Consider the following 16,382-nt stretch of genomic DNA (forward strand, 5'->3'; position numbering starts at 1 on the left):
ACTAACAAATATGAAGGGGTTCATTAGTATATATTGGATTATAGCATTTCCTTTTGCGTGTTTTGGGCAAATCTTAGTTAATGATACCATAACAAGATTTGCACCTATATCTTATGAAATCCAAGGAAATCAAGTCATGTATAATGCTCAAATGCCGCCTCTAAACCAAATTGCTGGCGCTCCTAAGGCATTTTATACATACTATTGGGAAATGGGTGATGGTAACTATAGTTTTAAAGAAAAACCAGAACACAAGTACAATAAATCTGGAACCTATACAACTAGACTTTGGGCTACTAACAATTATGATAACGGAAAACCACCATCTAGCAGGCCTCAATCTGTTTCAATCGGTAAGATCAACGACGAAGCTACTCTACAAAACGTTATCTCTCCTTTTACAGAAGACCAAGATCTAATTTTAAAACGAAATCGTGAACCCATTCCAGATCAGGAAATGATTTTAATAACGAGTTATAAAAACACTTCTAATTATGTTTCTAGTGGGAAATTATACCTATTCTACAATGACAATCAATTTAAAAATGACAATTTTATCTTAGAAGACACAAGAATGTATCATGGTGAGCGCATAACAACATTAGATGCTCTATCGGCAGCACAAAATTACTCAAACGATCAACATACGCTTTTAGCATCTCTTGATGATTTTGTAACATCGCATAAAAGAACGTTTATTCAAGACAGCACCAAAAGAAAAAATCTCCCTCTTACTTTAGAAGAGTCTAAAGCGCTATATCGAAACCACCAGATGATTGAGTTTAATAATATGAAACCTGGTGAAGAACGGAACATTTTTAGAACGCTAAGAACCACTCCCGAAATGATTAAAGACACTAGTGCTATTGTAACTTTACGTAGTATCTATGTTCCTGATGAAAATTTTGATAACCACACCGTAAAAGACACCGAAATGGAAATCGTAACTTCTCATGATCCCAATAAAATGTCTTCTAATGGTTGGCTTATGAATTATAGATTAGTGAGATTTAAAAGGTTAAAATTTAAAGTGCGTTTTCAAAACAATGGAGAAGGCCCTGCCAATACAATAAGATTAGAGGTTGACACTCCAGAAATGTTTGACAAATCTACTTTACGAATTGACGGCATGTATCCTGATTGCCCAATTTGTCCAAAAGAAAAAGAGGTGAATTATAGTTGTTTAGACACTACTTTACAAAAAGACAAAATCATCTTTCAATTTAACAAAATTTATCTCCCAGGAAGTCAACAAAAAAACGTCTCCGAAATTGATTCTACAAAAGGATTTGTAAAATATTCTATGAAATTTGGCAATGATTTTCACAAGAAAAAAACAAAAAGTAGAACGGCAATTTTTTTTGATAAAAATGAACCCATTATAACCAATTATGCTACTACTCGTTTTATGCCCGGGATCTCTATCGGAGCAAAAGCTGGGTATATTACATCTCCTAATCTAAATAACTATAAAGAGTATTTTTTAGGTGCCACAATATCACCTTTCAAATCATACAAAGCATATTATCAGGCAGAATTATTTTTTTCTTCCGGATCTTACAATGAGACTCGAGATTTTGAGACAAGAAACGTTCAAGCCGACGGAACAGTAAATCTTATTAGATTAAGAGAATCCAATAATTTTAATACAACTTCTATTTATGCTGTACCTGGATCGATTCGGTATAATCTCAATAATTTTATGGCTATTGGAACTGGTATTCAGCTAAAAATTGATGCTACTTTAAACAATGATCGTGAAACCAACGGAACAGGTTTTCAAATCATCCAGAATGGAAATGAAAGACCAAATCCAGACCTTAACTCTTTTAACGCTGAAGAAATCGATGATAGTTTTACTAACCTACAAACAGGAGTGTTTATCGGTATAAATTTAGGAACTGTTAGAATTGGACCTAGTTTAGGCATTAGATATGTGTACAGTTTTGATAGTCCAAACTCTCAAATTCAATTTTATGGAATTTGGAAATTTTAAAATATTTTTTTTATCTATTGGTTTTGCATGGTTCATAGGGAATCCAATTCAAGCTCAAACGCAGCATAAAACGTCTGATTTTTTATACAATCAGTTGGATTATTTTTTACAAAACCCCACTTCATCCAGCGCTTTACGTTTAGATAAACTTATTGATTCTAAAAAACAAAAACTACATACCAAAACAGATCAACTTGCATGGGTGATCACCCATGCTAATTTGGGATTTTATCTAAACAAATTTGGCAATCTACCTGCTGCTATTCATCATTATGAAATATCATGGAAAACATACTCCGACAATACCCTATCGAATTATGATATTATAGAGAACTGTCTAAAACCTCTTGGAAACTTATACATCAAAATAGGAGATTTAGAAAAAGCAGATAGTACTATAAAAAGCTATTTATATTTAGCAGAACAAAATCAAAACAAGTCTAAGGTAGTTTCAGGAATTACAAATCTTTCGATCGTATACAATAACAAAAAGCAGTATCAAAAAGCTATACAACTATTATATAAAGGTCTAGAAATTGATTCTAAGAACCCTAACCTTCTTACTAACCTTGCTACAAACCAGTTAGCACTCAAAAATTATAACCAAGCGCAAGAATTAGCACAACAAATAATCACCATTGCACCTAATCAAATTAATGCATACCAAATTCTTGCGGCCATAGCACTAGAAAAAAAAGACATAGAACTAGCAAAAAAATATATCAATAAAGCAAAGAATCGATTATTAGAAAATAAAAACACATCTACAAGAGATCTTGCCAAATGGCAATTAGCTTACATTGATATTTTATTATCCAAATCAGAATTTACAGAAATTCAAAAAGTATTAACCGAAATTTATACCACGCTCTTACCAGAATACACTGAAACAAGTAAACTACCTCTTGAAAAAAACCTAATAGCCGATAGAGTACTTCTTAAAGCTCTTGATATTCAATCCTATATTTACGAGCAGACCGGGCAATCAATTAAAGCCATTCAATCTTATGATTTAGCATTTGTCGTAAACACAAAATTAGACCTGCTTTACCCACTACAAGAAACTAGAATTTTACAACATAGTCAAAACAGAAATAGAACTGAATCTTATATTGATCTGTTATTTTTACTACACCACAAGACAAATAACGAAAAGTATATTGAAAAAGCATTTCTAGCCGCCGAACAATCCAAAGCCCCTTTTGTAAACGAAGCTTTAGTATCAAAAAAAATATTATCTCGGTATAAAAATGATTCTTTGGTGCTCGAAAAAAAGCAATTGACTCAAGAAATTGCCACTCAAGAAACATTAATTTTAAGAGAAAAACTACAAGGTCAAAATGCTAATATTGTTAAAATTCAGGAACTCACTACTGCTTACAACACAAAATCAATAGCATTAAAAGAGCTTTCAAAAAAACTTGAATACAAATACCCCATATTACTGGATCATCAAAAAACTATCTCTATTTCTGACCTTCAAAAAAAAATTAAAGAAGATAACATTGTACTGATTGAATATTTCTATGGAAACCAAAACATTTATCAATTCAAAATACACCATAATCATTTTGAAGTCAGTAAAATTGAAAACTCTGAAGATTTCAAAAAAACTATTAGATCTTATATCGATTTTTTTGATAACGCCTCAAAAATCAAAGACGATATTAAACGTTTCACAAAGAATAGTTATGAAGTTCTAACGGCTCTAAAGATTCCTACAAATACTGATAAACTAATAATCATCCCTGATAGCTTCTTAAATTTCATCCCCTTTGAAACGCTACTTACAAGACCTGTAGATACTTATATTTTTCAGGACATGCCTTTTTTACTCACTTCTACCGAAGTCAGTTATGAAATTTCTGCAAAAAAGTACCTAAGATCAACTACCAAACACAATACAAACAACAGCATTTTAGGTGTTTTTCCTGTGTTCGAAAAAACAGAAATTGCATTACCTAATTCCGTTTACGAAAGTGAATCAATTCAGCAATATTTTAAAGGTGATTTTTTGCAAAACGAACAAGCAACTTATAAAAACTTTCTTAAAAAAGCAGAACAGCACAATATCATACATTTATCTACCCATGCAACTCCAGGTAATTTTTTAGTTCCTGCAGCCATTAAATTTAGAAATCAAGATATTTTTGTAAACCAATTATACTCTTCATCACTTTCAGCCGAATTAGTAGTATTAAGCGCATGCGAAACTGGCATCGGGAGACTTTCAAAAGGAGAAGGCCCAATCAGTATTAGTAGAGGTTTTCAATATGCAGGAATAGAAAATGTTCTTTTTTCACTATGGAAAGTAAATGATAAAACAACAGCACAACTTATGAACAGCTTTTATAAAAACCTGAACAATTCTAACTTAAAAGCTAAATCACTACACCAAGCAAAATTAGAATACCTTAACCAAAAAAACATATCCAATATTCAAAAATCCCCATATTATTGGGCTGCTTTCGTATATTATGGTTCAATCGAGGATCAAAGACATTCATCACTTTACATCTGGTATTGTATTGGCATTATTGTATTCTTATTAATTGTTCTATTTTTACACAAGTTTCTTCAAAATAAAAAATGAACACACTTCGAAAATTTTTAACTCAAAAAGAATACAAACCAATAAAGTTAGTTTTTACCAAAACAAATCATTTTGAAATCAAGGCTACGTTAAATGGCATTGAGGGCAACTTTATTTTAGATACAGGAGCATCCAACTCTTGCGTTGGTTTTGAGGCAGTAGAAAAATTCAACTTATTTGCACAAGACAGCGACGTATTAGCTGCTGGCGCTGGTGCTACAGATATGCTCACACAAGTTTCCAAAAAAAATACTATCCAAATTGGAAAATGGTCTAGAAAAAGAATATCGCTAGTTTTATTTGATTTAAATCATGTCAATACAGCTTTAATAGCACATCAAGCAGAACCTGTAGATGGTATTATTGGAGCTGATATTCTTAAACGAGGAAAAGCTATAATTGATTATGAGCGAACGTGTTTATATTTAAAATAATAGTTACCAAACTACGGTTGCTATTATTAGAAAAATCACATACCTGTTCTTATTGCTTCAACTGGATCTAGTTTAGATGCAGATATTGCGGGTAAAATCCCAGCGATTAATCCAATTATGGTAGAAGAAAGCATACCCCAAAACATATTAGAACTAGACAGTATAAATTCAAAATCACCTGTGAAATTAGACGCTAAAATTGATATCAACCAGACCAAAAAGAGTCCTATTAATCCCCCAAAAATAGCAAGAATTATAGCTTCAAATAAAAACTGAAATAATATAAATCTTCGCTTGGCTCCTAGTGCTTTTTGTATTCCGATTAGGTTAGTTCTTTCTTTCACACTGACAAACATAATATTAGCGATTCCAAAACCACCAACCAACAAAGAGAACATCCCTATAAACCCACCTATTTTTGACATTGTACCCGTAATATTATCTATAAAATCAGTAAACCCCTGTAGTTGGTTTACAAAAAAATTATCTATCTGATCTGGTTTCAAACCTCTATATGTACGCACCTTTTGTTTCAAAACAGCTATAAATTCTTGAACATCTGTATCTGATTCTGGTTTTATAATAATAGCCGGAAAAGAAGACTTATTATTATCTCCATAAATCTTTCTAACCATATTCACAGGCAATATAATCATGGTATCCTTACTATTCCCAAAAAGTCCACTCCCCTCTTTTTGAAGTACTCCAATAACTGTAAACTTTCGTCCATACAATCGAACTTTTTTCCCGACCGGGTCGGCCGAACCAAATAAGCTATTAGCAATCTCATCACCTATAACAATTACAGGAGCACCACCAACAGATTCTTGTTCATTAAAAAACCTACCCTTTACAACCTGTAACTCTTCAATATCATAATAATCATTTGTTACTGGCGCAATATCTACATTACTAATACTTTCATCCTGATATTTTATAGTTTCTGGCGTAACATTAAGCGTAAAACTCGTAGCTCTTAATTCGGGCATTGTTCTTTTAATATACTGATATTCTTCAAAAGTAACATCAGGAAACTGCTCTCGTTTCCATTGCGGTATTGATGTAGGACCAAACGAAAAACGCATTAGATAAATTGTACTATTATCTAGCGAGCTAATACTACCTTTGATCTCTTGTTTTAAAGAATCGACCGCGGCTAGTACGCCTATAATTGAGAAAATCCCAATAGTCACTCCTAGTAAAGAAAGAAATGTACGCAACTTATTATTTTTAAGCGCGTTGATGGCAAAATTCAAACTCTCTTTAAATACTCTAAGATAAATTAGCATATCTTACTTAACTGAAATTAAAATTAATATCTCTTATTAGGCATAAATTTTCTGATAAGAAAACAGACGATTTCGCTGGTATTTTAAAGATAGGACGTTTTCCTTTAATTTTTGTTACAAATTACAACAAACAATTACACATAATTGATTGTCTAATTGCATAGTAAATTACTACTTTTGCGTTTTTACTAACTAAATTTTCTCATGAGCAACACAAAGACAGCGAAATCCGCATTAATTTCTGTATTTAGTAAAGACGGATTAGCACCTATCGTAAAAAAATTAGACGAACTTGATATTACCATTTATTCTACTGGAGGTACTGAAAAATTCATTAGAGATTTGGGAATTGATGTGATTCCTGTAGAAGATGTTACTTCATACCCTTCTATCTTAGGAGGCAGAGTAAAAACATTACACCCAAAAGTATTTGGTGGAATTCTTAATCGTCAAAATAACGATAATGATGTTGCAGAACTTGAGCAATACGAAATCCCGCAGATAGATATCGTAATTGTAGACCTTTATCCTTTTGAAAAAACAGTTGCTTCTGGAGCTTCAGAACAAGATATAATTGAAAAAATAGATATTGGCGGAATTTCTTTAATCAGAGCTGCTGCTAAAAACTTTGCAGATGTGACTTGTGTGGCTTCTGTTGATGATTATGCCGAATTTTTAGATGTTATTTCTGAAGGAGACGGAGAAATATCAATAACCGATCGCAAGCGTTTCGCAGCAAAAGCTTTTAATGTTTCTTCACATTACGATACTGCAATCTTCAATTATTTTAATAATGACCATGAAATACCTTCATTAAAAATTAGTGAAACCAAAGGTAAAGTTTTGCGTTATGGAGAAAACCCTCATCAAAAAGGTTTTTTCTTTGGAAATTTTGATGCCATGTTTGATAAATTACACGGTAAAGAATTATCATATAATAATCTCCTTGATGTGGATGCTGCAGTAAACTTAATGAGTGAGTTTAAAGGAGAGGCACCTACATTTGCAATTTTAAAACACAATAATGCTTGTGGATTAGCACAACGAGAAACTGTTTTACAATCTTATGTTGATGCTTTGGCAGGAGATCCGGTTTCAGCTTTTGGCGGAATCCTGATTAGTAATACCGAAATAGATGAAGCTACCGCAGACGAAATACACAAGTTATTTTGTGAAGTAGTGATCGCACCATCTTTTAGTAATGAAGCTATCGAAGTTTTAAAAGGGAAGAAAAATAGAATTCTTTTAGTTCAAAAAAATATTGATTTACCACAAACTCAGGTCCGTTCTTGTCTTAACGGTGCTCTAGTTCAGGATAAAGATCTTAAAACAGATGCTAAAACGGATCTAGAAACTGTTACCACATTAGCTCCTACTGAGGCACAAGTTGAAGATCTTTTGTTTGCCTCTAAAATATGTAAACACACAAAGTCTAATACAATAGTTTTTACCAAAGGAAAACAACTATTAGCTAGCGGAACTGGACAAACATCAAGAGTAGATGCTTTAAAGCAATCTATAGAAAAAGCTAATACTTTTAATTTTGATCTTAATGGTGCAGTAATGGCAAGTGATGCTTTTTTTCCATTTCCGGATTGCGTAGAAATAGCAGACAAAGCAGGTATCAAAGCAGTGATACAACCAGGAGGTTCTATAAAGGATAAATTAAGCATAGAGTACTGTGATCAAAACGGAATTGCAATGGTTATGACCGGAACTCGCCATTTTAAACATTAATTTTATTACATTTACTGAATTTTAACCCCTTTTTTGACATTTTATGGGATTTTTTGACTTCTTTACCGAAGAAATAGCAATAGATTTAGGTACCGCTAATACGTTAGTAATTCACAATGACAAAGTAGTGGTGGATAGCCCGTCTATTGTTGCCAGAGATATTATAAGTGGCAAAATAATAGCCGTAGGGAAAGAAGCGGCTATGATGCAAGGAAAAACTCATGAGAACATAAAAACCATTCGCCCTCTCAAAGATGGAGTGATTGCAGATTTTGATGCTAGTGAAAAAATGATAAGTATGTTTATCAAAGATATCCCAGCATTAAAGAAAAAACTATTTGCACCAGCTTTGCGTATGGTAATTTGTATCCCATCTGGAATTACAGAAGTAGAGATGCGAGCGGTAAAAGAAAGTGCAGAACGTGTAAACGGAAAAGAAGTATATCTAATTCATGAACCTATGGCTGCAGCCATAGGTATTGGTGTTGACATTATGCAACCTAAAGGAAACATGATCGTAGATATAGGTGGAGGTACAACTGAAATTGCAGTCATTGCATTAGGAGGTATTGTTTGTGATAAGTCAGTAAAAATTGCAGGTGACGTATTTACTAATGATATCATTTATTATATGCGTACTCAACATAATTTATATGTTGGTGAACGCACTGCCGAAAAAATAAAAATACAAATAGGGGCAGCTACAGAAGATCTCGAAATACCACCAGAAGAGATGAATGTGCAAGGACGTGACCTTTTAACCGGAAAACCAAAACAGGTTCAAATTTCTTATAGAGAAATGGCAAAAGCCTTAGATAAATCTATTTTACGTATCGAAGACGCAGTAATGGAAACTTTATCTCAAACCCCACCAGAACTTGCTGCAGATATCTATAACACTGGGATTTATCTTGCAGGAGGAGGTTCTATGTTACGAGGATTAGATAAAAGATTGTCGCAAAAAACAGATTTACCTGTATATATTGCAGAAGATCCATTAAGAGCAGTTGTAAGAGGAACGGGGATCACACTTAAAAATTTGAGTAGATACAAAAGCGTACTCATTAAATAGTAGTGTTAAAAAACAGCATTTAAAATATACATAATTTTCTGATTTTACGTTATCCTGCTTTAATGCGTTATTGCCAGAACTTAAAACCTATAAATATAACGTGTAACTAAAGAAACAACCACAGCCTAAATCATGCAGCAGATTATTAATTTTTTAATCCGAAATAAACATTCATTGTTGTTTCTTCTGCTTTTATTTTTGTCTTTAGTCTTTACAATACAATCGCACTCCTATCATAAAAGTAAATTTGTAAGCTCTACAAACTTCATTAGTGGGGGAATGTATGGGTGGCAGCATTCTATAAGTGATTATTTTGGGCTAAAAGACGAAAATATGCGTTTATTACAAGAGAATGAACACCTTCGTAACCAATTAAGTCTTCTAGGTGTTGACTCTGTAACTACAAAACATCTGGATACAATTTCATTTAAAACCCCATATACCTTTACACAAGGAAGAGTAATCAAAAATGATTATAGTAAAATTGATAATTATATTCTTATTAATAAAGGTAAAAAAGACAGTATTGTTACCGATATGGGAGTAATAACCGATAAAGGTATTATTGGTATCGTAGAACAAACTTCTACTAATTATAGCAGGGTAATATCTATTCTTAATAGTAATTCTCGTATTAATGCAGGTTTAAAAAAATCTAATCAATATGGTTCTTTGGTTTGGAATGGAAAAGATCCTAATATAGTTCAATTAGAAACCGTGCCAAGGCAAGCAATACTTAAAAAAGGTGATACAATTATAACCCATGGTCGTTCTACCATTTTTCCAAGAGGCATTGGCATAGGTACCATTGTTAGTTATAAATTAGATGAAAACAAAAGTTACTACCTTATTGATGTTGAGCTATTTAATGATATGACGGATATTGGTTTCATTTATTTTATTAAAAACAGTGATATTAAAGAAATCAAACAATTAGAAGCTGTGAGCAATGAATAGAGATACATTGTTACATATCATCAGGTTTATTAGTTTGATCTTAATTCAGGTACTTATACTTAACCATGTCGATTTTCTAGGATACTTAAATCCGTACATCTACATTATATTTATCCTTTTAGCACCTATTAATATCAATAAAAGTCTTTTTCTTTTATTAAGTTTTATTCTTGGTCTTACTATAGATATTTTTGGAGATTCTGGCGGTGTGCACGCGGCAGCTTGTCTGGTTATTGCATTTTTTCGTCCGATCGCATTGCGAACCGTTTTTGGTCTTAGTTACGAGTTTCAAACTGTAAAACTAAGCAACACAAGATTTGGCGAAAAATTAGCGTATGTAATTCTATTGGTTTTAACACATCATATTGTACTTTTTTCATTAGAAATTTTTAACTTCTCTCACATACTATTAATAGCTAAAAAAACGTTATTTACCAGTTTATTCACTATTGTGATTACAATGCTGATATTAGTATTATTTAGAAGAAATGATTCATGAGAAAATTATTACTATATCTAATAATTGTTATAACAGGGTTTGTTTTTGTTTCTAGGCTTTTTTACCTACAGATTTATAATACATCCTTTGCTTCTCTATCTGAAGACAATGCCATAAAAGTACTTTATGACTATCCGCAAAGAGGAGCGATTTATGATAGAAATGCACGATTATTAGTAACCAATCAACCTTCATATGATGTCATGGTTATTCCCCGTGAATTAAAACCTTTTGACACTTTAGAATTTTGTTCAATTCTCAACATTACAAAAGACAAACTTATTAATAGATTAAAAAAAGCCAGAATATATTCTCCTAGAGTTCCTTCTATTGTTATACCGCAATTAACTAAAGATGAGTATGCGTATCTACAAGAAAAAATGAGAAAGTTTGATGGCTTCTACATTCAAAAACGATCTTTAAGAGATTATCAAATTGATAATGCTGCTAATGTTCTAGGATATATTGGAGAGGTAAATGATGCTTTAATCAAAAAAGACCCTTATTATCTTTCTGGCGATCTTATTGGTATTGATGGCGTAGAAAAACAGTACGAAAAAGAATTAAGAGGTGTCAAAGGTGTAAAACGTATTCAAAAAGATAGATTTAATAGAGACATCGGCCCCTATAAAAATAAAAAATTTGACACATTACCCGTAAACGGAAAAGACCTTACCATAACAATAGATTCAAAACTTCAGTCTTATGGCGATATGCTTATGAAAAATAAGCGTGGCGGGATAGTTGCTCTAGAACCTTCTACGGGAGAGATTCTTGCTTTGATAACAGCTCCCACGTATAAACCAGAATTGTTAGTTGGTAGAAAAAGATCTCCAAATTTTACCAAATTGGTTTATGACTCAATAGCAATCCCTTTATTTGACAGAGGCTTACAAGCAGAATACCCTCCAGGTTCTCCCTTTAAGACTATAAATGCTTTAATAGCCTTACAAGAAGGAGTAATAGATACTAAAGAGAGTGTTTCTTGCAGAATGGGATATTATTATGGCAAAAGAGGTCAGAAATTAGGGTGTCATTCGCATAGAAGCCCATTGAGTATGATCCCCGGAATCGCAAATTCGTGTAATGCATATTTTGCAACGGTATACCGTAGAATTATCGAGAAATATGAAACGCCCCAGAAAGGAATTGATACTTGGAGAAAACATGTACAAAGTTTTGGCCTTGGAAATTATTTAGGGAATGACTTACCTGTAGGAAAACGGGGTAAAGTACCAACTTCAGAATATTATAATAAAATATATAATTACCCAACCTACAAGTGGTACTCCACTGCAACCATATCTAATGCTATTGGTCAAGGTGAAGTATTATCTACTCCCATACAATTGGCAAACATGACTGCCGCTATTGCTAATAGAGGCTATTATTACACCCCACATATCATCAAAGCTATTGATGGTAAACCTATCTCAAACGAAGAGTATACCAAAGCAAAAATAACTACAATCGATAAAACTCATTTCGAACCTGTAATAGAAGGAATGCATGAAGTCTATACAAAAGGAACCGCAAGTTTCTTACAGGTAAAAGGAATTGATATTTGTGGAAAAACAGGTACTGCAGAAAATTTCACAAAAATAGATGGCGTAAAAACTCAACTTACAGATCACTCTGTATTTGTAGCCTTTGCCCCAAAAGACAATCCTAAAATAGCTATTGCGGTATTTGTAGAAAATGGATATTGGGGAGCCCGATATGCCGGAAGAATTGCCTCGTTAATGATAGAAAAACATATAAATGGAGAGATCTCCAGAACAGATCTAGAACAATGGATACTCACACATAGTTTACAAGAAGAGTACGCAAAACCCCTTAGTGGCGAACCTTTTAAAATTAATCAATAATGGCAAAATCAAGTGTTGCCGCTATTGATTGGATAACGGTTTTAATATTTCTATTGCTTGTTGCTTTTGGATGGGCAAATATATATTCAGCTTCTTATGAAGGTGAAGCTTTCTCTATCACAGACCTTTCTCAGGTGTATGTTAAACAAGGGTATTGGATTTTATTAAGTATTGTACTAATAGTTATTACACAGGCTATTGAAGTCAAATTTTATGAACGTTTTGCCGGATTAATTTATGTGATATCACTAGTATCCCTGCTAGGGTTATTCATTTTTGGAAAAAACATAAACGGAGCAACCTCATGGTATGCTTTTGGCCCTATTGGTTTACAACCATCAGAGTTTGCTAAAGCCTGTACTGCGCTAGCTTTAGCCAAATTCTTAAGTGATATGCAAACCAATATCAAATTTCTTGGTCATCAGGTAAGAGCATTTTTAATTATTGCAATACCTGCAATAATTATTGTACCGCAACCTGATCCTGGCAGCGCATTGGTATATGCTGCTTTTTTCTTTCCTTTATACAGAGAAGGATTAGCTGCTATATATCTTATAGTAGGTGCCTCTGCAGCTGCGTTATTTATACTTACACTACTTTTTAAACCACTATGGGTAGTCCTGGCTATAGCCGCCATAATGTTATTTATTTTAATTAAAAACAGAAAGAAGAAACCTAAATATTCAAGGTTTTTACTTGTTCTTGTTGTGATTACAGGGTTTTGTTTTTCTGTAAACTATATTTTTAATAACGTATTTGAACAACGTCATAGAGATCGATTTAATATTGTACTTGGCAAAGAAGTTGATTCTAAGGGAATTGGCTATAATACCAATCAAAGTCAGATCGCAATAGGCAGCGGAAGTTGGACAGGAAAAGGATGGAAAGAAGGCACGCAAACCAAAGGAGGTTTTGTCCCTGAACAACACACAGATTACATTTTTAGTACTGTTGGAGAAGAGTGGGGCTTTTTAGGAGCTACTACAGTTGTTATTTTATTTGTGTTATTGCTTTTACGTCTTCTTCACCTTGCAGAGCGGCAAAAATCACAATTTAGCAGAGTATATGGATATAGCGTTATTGGAATCCTATTCATCCATTTTGCCATCAATATAGGTATGGTAACGGGGTTAATTCCAACCATTGGTATCCCTCTTCCTTTTTTTAGTTATGGTGGATCAGGCTTATGGGGGTTCACACTCCTACTCTTTATTTTTATCAAACTAGACTCTAATCGCGTAAATGAGTGGTAATATCTCTTTAAAATTTCCAATTTTTCAAAGAAGAAGAAGCCTCTAGTTTTTTCTCAAGGGTATCATCTAATTCTGGAAAAAAATCAATACCGGTTAATTTTTCAATCTTATCTGTTGGCACTACAAATTTTGTTAATCGCTCATTTGTTTTTTGATGTGGCACTAAAAAAGCAATCATTTTTGGTGTCGCTGCACTTTTATCCAAAATAATCTTATAAAAATACTCCGGAACAGAAACCGCTTCATAACCAATTGACTTAAGATCTTTTGACAAAACCCCGCCTGTTACAACATAAACACCATCATATTTTTTTGCCCAGTACCGTACTTTTTGCTCTAGTTTATTCCAAACACCGCTATTAAATTCATGATTTTGCGGAGTAACATTTGAAGTCAAAAAAGTTTCCTCGAACGCGTCATAACTAAATCTTCTATCTCCAGCTGGACATAAATGCCCCCTATCATAACCCGATTTTTTATAATTACGCCAATCGGCAGACGATGATCGCACCTTTTTGTCTTGTTCAAAATATGGTCTTTTAAAATCATTATTTATTAAATGTTCTTTTTTTAATTCATAGGCAACCCACTCTGCTTGCTCATGGGTTTCAGAATATGATAACGAATAATGATCATGAACTATAACGGTTCCTGTAGTAGATGTTGGTAAATAGAAAAAACCCAAATTTTCATCCTTGGCTTGATCCTCATTTGACCTTATAACATCTTTAGGTTGGTAATCTTCCAGATAATAAAACCCAACGGTCACAATGATGATTAATATGGGATATAGATATTTTCTTTTCAATGTTTTAAAGTGTTTAGGGTTTTTAAAATAACAATGGCAAAAATATCAAATAGCAACTTAGAATACTAGTAAAATTTTTATGTATAATGATCTTATTTTAAATTGAAAAACAAGTGTTTATCAAACCTTGTAGCGGCTTTAGGAATTTAAATTTTAACATAAAATATCTTATTTATGAATTTTCAATTTCTATTTTTAATGAAGTTATTCACAAAACCATCTTAAGAAATCGCATGAAAAATAACATCGAAAAGATTGTTGAAAATGTTTTAATTCAAAATCGTATAGGTGACTATGACAAAAAGGACTTAGAACTACAACTTCAAATACACCCTAATTACCCCAGTTTTCAAAGCATTACAGATACTCTAGATTATTTTGATATCGACAATATTGCCGTCGAAGTACCAACAGAAGCATTAGATCAGCTTCCAGAAAGTTTTATTTCGCTAGTAAAAACAGAACGTTCTGAAGAAATTGTATCTGTAATTAACAAAAACAATAGTATAGAAATAACGCATACAAGTTTATCAAAAAAGAAATATAATTATGATCAGTTCAAAGAAATTTGGGCCCCAAAGGTAATTGCAGTAGAATATAGTGAAAAACAAAAATTTTCGTTTGGTAAATCATTTTTACAGACTCTTTTAATAAGTGTATTAGCATTAAGCATTGTTGCTACACTTTTTCTTAGACCGTGGAGTATTGGTCAAGCATTATTCTTACTTGTTTCTCTAGCCGGTTTAATTTTTAGTTATTTTGCCCTTCAAGAAAGTCTTGGTATACAGTCTCAAACTATTCACCAATTCTGTACTACGGTTGGAAACACAAATTGTGGAGATGTCATTAACAATAATAGTGGTAAATTGTTTAAAAATTTCACCCTTTCAGATGCGGGTATTGCATTCTTTGGTTCTCTAACCCTATATCAGGTTTTCTTTGGATTCACCAACATACTGATTGTCCCAGCAGTTATCGGAATTCCTTTTGTCGCTTATTCACTGTATTCACAAGCTTTTATTATTAAAAAATGGTGTGCTATATGTTTAACGATTGCCGCTGTCTCTATAGCATTAGCAGTATTGGCATTAAGAAACCTTGAATTTAGTATCGATAGCGCACTTATTCCTAGTTTTCTTATGCTTGCTACATTATTTACTTTGGGATATCTTTTTATAAAAGAAAAGTTAGTCGAAAACAAGGGTTTCAAAGCCGATAACCTCAAATTAAATCAATTTAAGAGAGATGGTGATATCTATAAACATTTATATACTATATCAGACAAAATCACAGATAACAGTCCTATCGAAAATGAAATTGTACTAGGTAATCCTAATGCTACATTTAAAATCATTAGCTATACAAATCCTATGTGTGGATATTGTAAAGATGCATTTGGAGCATATTCTCGTGTTTTAAAAACTATGGGAGAAAATCTTCAAATCACAGTTAGACTTGGTGCAAATCTAGAAGATTTTGATAGTGAAGTATCCAAAATTACCTTAAGACTTCTAGAAATATATGATGCTCAAGGTGCCGATCATTTTATAACCGCATACAATGAATGGTTTGCTGATAGAACTTTTAGCAAATGGAGTAAAAAATATGGTACTCCAGTTGGCAAATCAAAACATATTGAAGTTATAAAAAAGCAATCTGAATGGTCTATAAATAATGACCTAAGATACACTCCTGCCTCAGTTATTAATGGAACTGTTTATCCGAAAAAATATAGTTATACAGAGTTTTTTCATTTTATAGGTATAATGCTAGAAGAGCATATGGAATCAGTATCTGAAACTGAACAAGCTATTGAAATGTAATCTAAAAAGAGACAACGAATACACTTCTAACTAAAAACTGGCCTAAAAAGGTC

The 16,382-nt window shown here is 32.7% G+C and carries 12 protein-coding genes; 10 read left to right on the forward strand and 2 right to left on the reverse strand.

Translation table 11 applies throughout. The features are described from left to right. Positions 1–10: 10 nt before the first annotated feature. From AWE51_RS20535 to AWE51_RS20545, 3 genes are read left to right on the forward strand one after another with little or no spacing between them, the layout of a single operon-like run. Positions 11–1,996 (forward strand): PKD domain-containing protein, encoded by a 1,986-nt coding sequence (locus AWE51_RS20535; RefSeq protein ID WP_066317562.1) that lies wholly within the window; start codon positions 11–13, stop codon positions 1,994–1,996. Then, the gene (locus AWE51_RS20540; protein ID WP_066317564.1) at positions 1,977–4,589 is read left to right on the forward strand and encodes a CHAT domain-containing protein; all 2,613 of its coding nucleotides are present in this window, start codon (positions 1,977–1,979) and stop codon (positions 4,587–4,589) included. The genes AWE51_RS20535 and AWE51_RS20540 overlap by 20 nt, the downstream gene beginning before the upstream one ends. Next, positions 4,586–5,023, forward strand: a complete 438-nt coding sequence (locus AWE51_RS20545) for a retropepsin-like aspartic protease (protein ID WP_066317567.1) — start codon at positions 4,586–4,588, stop codon at positions 5,021–5,023. The genes AWE51_RS20540 and AWE51_RS20545 overlap by 4 nt, the downstream gene beginning before the upstream one ends. 35 nt (positions 5,024–5,058) lie before the next feature. On the opposite strand, the gene AWE51_RS20550 is transcribed toward AWE51_RS20545, so the two are convergent. Further along, on the reverse strand, positions 5,059–6,312 hold the full coding sequence (locus AWE51_RS20550; protein ID WP_066317569.1) for an ABC transporter permease: 1,254 nt from the start codon (positions 6,310–6,312) through the stop codon (positions 5,059–5,061). A gap of 204 nt (positions 6,313–6,516) precedes the next feature. Here AWE51_RS20550 and purH point away from each other — a divergent pair, with 204 nt between their 5' ends. The 6 genes from purH (at position 6,517) to rodA (ending at position 13,698) form a co-directional block, all read left to right on the forward strand. Continuing rightward, entirely contained in the window at positions 6,517–8,049 is a 1,533-nt protein-coding gene (gene purH / locus AWE51_RS20555; RefSeq protein WP_066317572.1) for a bifunctional phosphoribosylaminoimidazolecarboxamide formyltransferase/IMP cyclohydrolase, read from the forward strand. 43 nt (positions 8,050–8,092) lie between these two features. Further along, entirely contained in the window at positions 8,093–9,121 is a 1,029-nt protein-coding gene (locus AWE51_RS20560; protein WP_066317573.1) for a rod shape-determining protein, read from the forward strand. 132 nt (positions 9,122–9,253) lie between these two features. Next, complete coding sequence (gene mreC / locus AWE51_RS20565) at positions 9,254–10,078, forward strand: rod shape-determining protein MreC (protein WP_066317575.1); 825 nt, start codon at positions 9,254–9,256, stop codon at positions 10,076–10,078. Beyond that, positions 10,071–10,577, forward strand: a complete 507-nt coding sequence (locus tag AWE51_RS20570; protein ID WP_066317577.1) for a rod shape-determining protein MreD — start codon at positions 10,071–10,073, stop codon at positions 10,575–10,577. Before mreC ends, AWE51_RS20570 begins: the two co-directional genes overlap by 8 nt. Further along, the gene (mrdA, locus tag AWE51_RS20575) at positions 10,574–12,445 is read left to right on the forward strand and encodes a penicillin-binding protein 2 (protein ID WP_066317579.1); all 1,872 of its coding nucleotides are present in this window, start codon (positions 10,574–10,576) and stop codon (positions 12,443–12,445) included. The genes AWE51_RS20570 and mrdA overlap by 4 nt, the downstream gene beginning before the upstream one ends. Next, positions 12,445–13,698 carry a rod shape-determining protein RodA gene (gene rodA / locus AWE51_RS20580; protein ID WP_066317584.1) on the forward strand — a complete coding sequence of 418 codons (1,254 nt, stop codon included), beginning with the start codon at positions 12,445–12,447 and terminating at the stop codon, positions 13,696–13,698. Before mrdA ends, rodA begins: the two co-directional genes overlap by 1 nt. 7 nt (positions 13,699–13,705) lie before the next feature. Here rodA and AWE51_RS20585 read toward each other — a convergent pair whose 3' ends face one another. After that, positions 13,706–14,506 carry a DNA/RNA non-specific endonuclease gene (locus AWE51_RS20585; protein ID WP_066317587.1) on the reverse strand — a complete coding sequence of 267 codons (801 nt, stop codon included), beginning with the start codon at positions 14,504–14,506 and terminating at the stop codon, positions 13,706–13,708. 233 nt (positions 14,507–14,739) lie between these two features. Between AWE51_RS20585 and AWE51_RS20590 the strand changes: the two genes are divergently transcribed. Further along, a complete protein-coding gene (locus AWE51_RS20590; protein ID WP_066317590.1) occupies positions 14,740–16,329 on the forward strand; it encodes a vitamin K epoxide reductase family protein in 1,590 nt (529 codons plus the stop codon). Positions 16,330–16,382 lie beyond the last annotated feature (53 nt).

The sequence above is a fragment of the Aquimarina aggregata genome (assembly GCF_001632745.1).
In the GTDB taxonomy this organism is placed as follows: domain Bacteria; phylum Bacteroidota; class Bacteroidia; order Flavobacteriales; family Flavobacteriaceae; genus Aquimarina; species Aquimarina aggregata.

Coding starts and splice junctions, on each gene's coding strand:
- AWE51_RS20590 (WP_066317590.1), top strand. CDS start 14,740: ATGAAAAATAACATCGAAAAGATTGTTGAAAATGTTTTAATTCAAAAT.
- mrdA (WP_066317579.1), top strand. CDS start 10,574: ATGAGAAAATTATTACTATATCTAATAATTGTTATAACAGGGTTTGTT.
- purH (WP_066317572.1), top strand. CDS start 6,517: ATGAGCAACACAAAGACAGCGAAATCCGCATTAATTTCTGTATTTAGT.
- AWE51_RS20560 (WP_066317573.1), top strand. CDS start 8,093: ATGGGATTTTTTGACTTCTTTACCGAAGAAATAGCAATAGATTTAGGT.
- AWE51_RS20540 (WP_066317564.1), top strand. CDS start 1,977: ATGGAATTTGGAAATTTTAAAATATTTTTTTTATCTATTGGTTTTGCA.
- AWE51_RS20535 (WP_066317562.1), top strand. CDS start 11: ATGAAGGGGTTCATTAGTATATATTGGATTATAGCATTTCCTTTTGCG.
- rodA (WP_066317584.1), top strand. CDS start 12,445: ATGGCAAAATCAAGTGTTGCCGCTATTGATTGGATAACGGTTTTAATA.
- mreC (WP_066317575.1), top strand. CDS start 9,254: ATGCAGCAGATTATTAATTTTTTAATCCGAAATAAACATTCATTGTTG.
- AWE51_RS20550 (WP_066317569.1), bottom strand. CDS start 6,312: ATGCTAATTTATCTTAGAGTATTTAAAGAGAGTTTGAATTTTGCCATC.
- AWE51_RS20545 (WP_066317567.1), top strand. CDS start 4,586: ATGAACACACTTCGAAAATTTTTAACTCAAAAAGAATACAAACCAATA.
- AWE51_RS20570 (WP_066317577.1), top strand. CDS start 10,071: ATGAATAGAGATACATTGTTACATATCATCAGGTTTATTAGTTTGATC.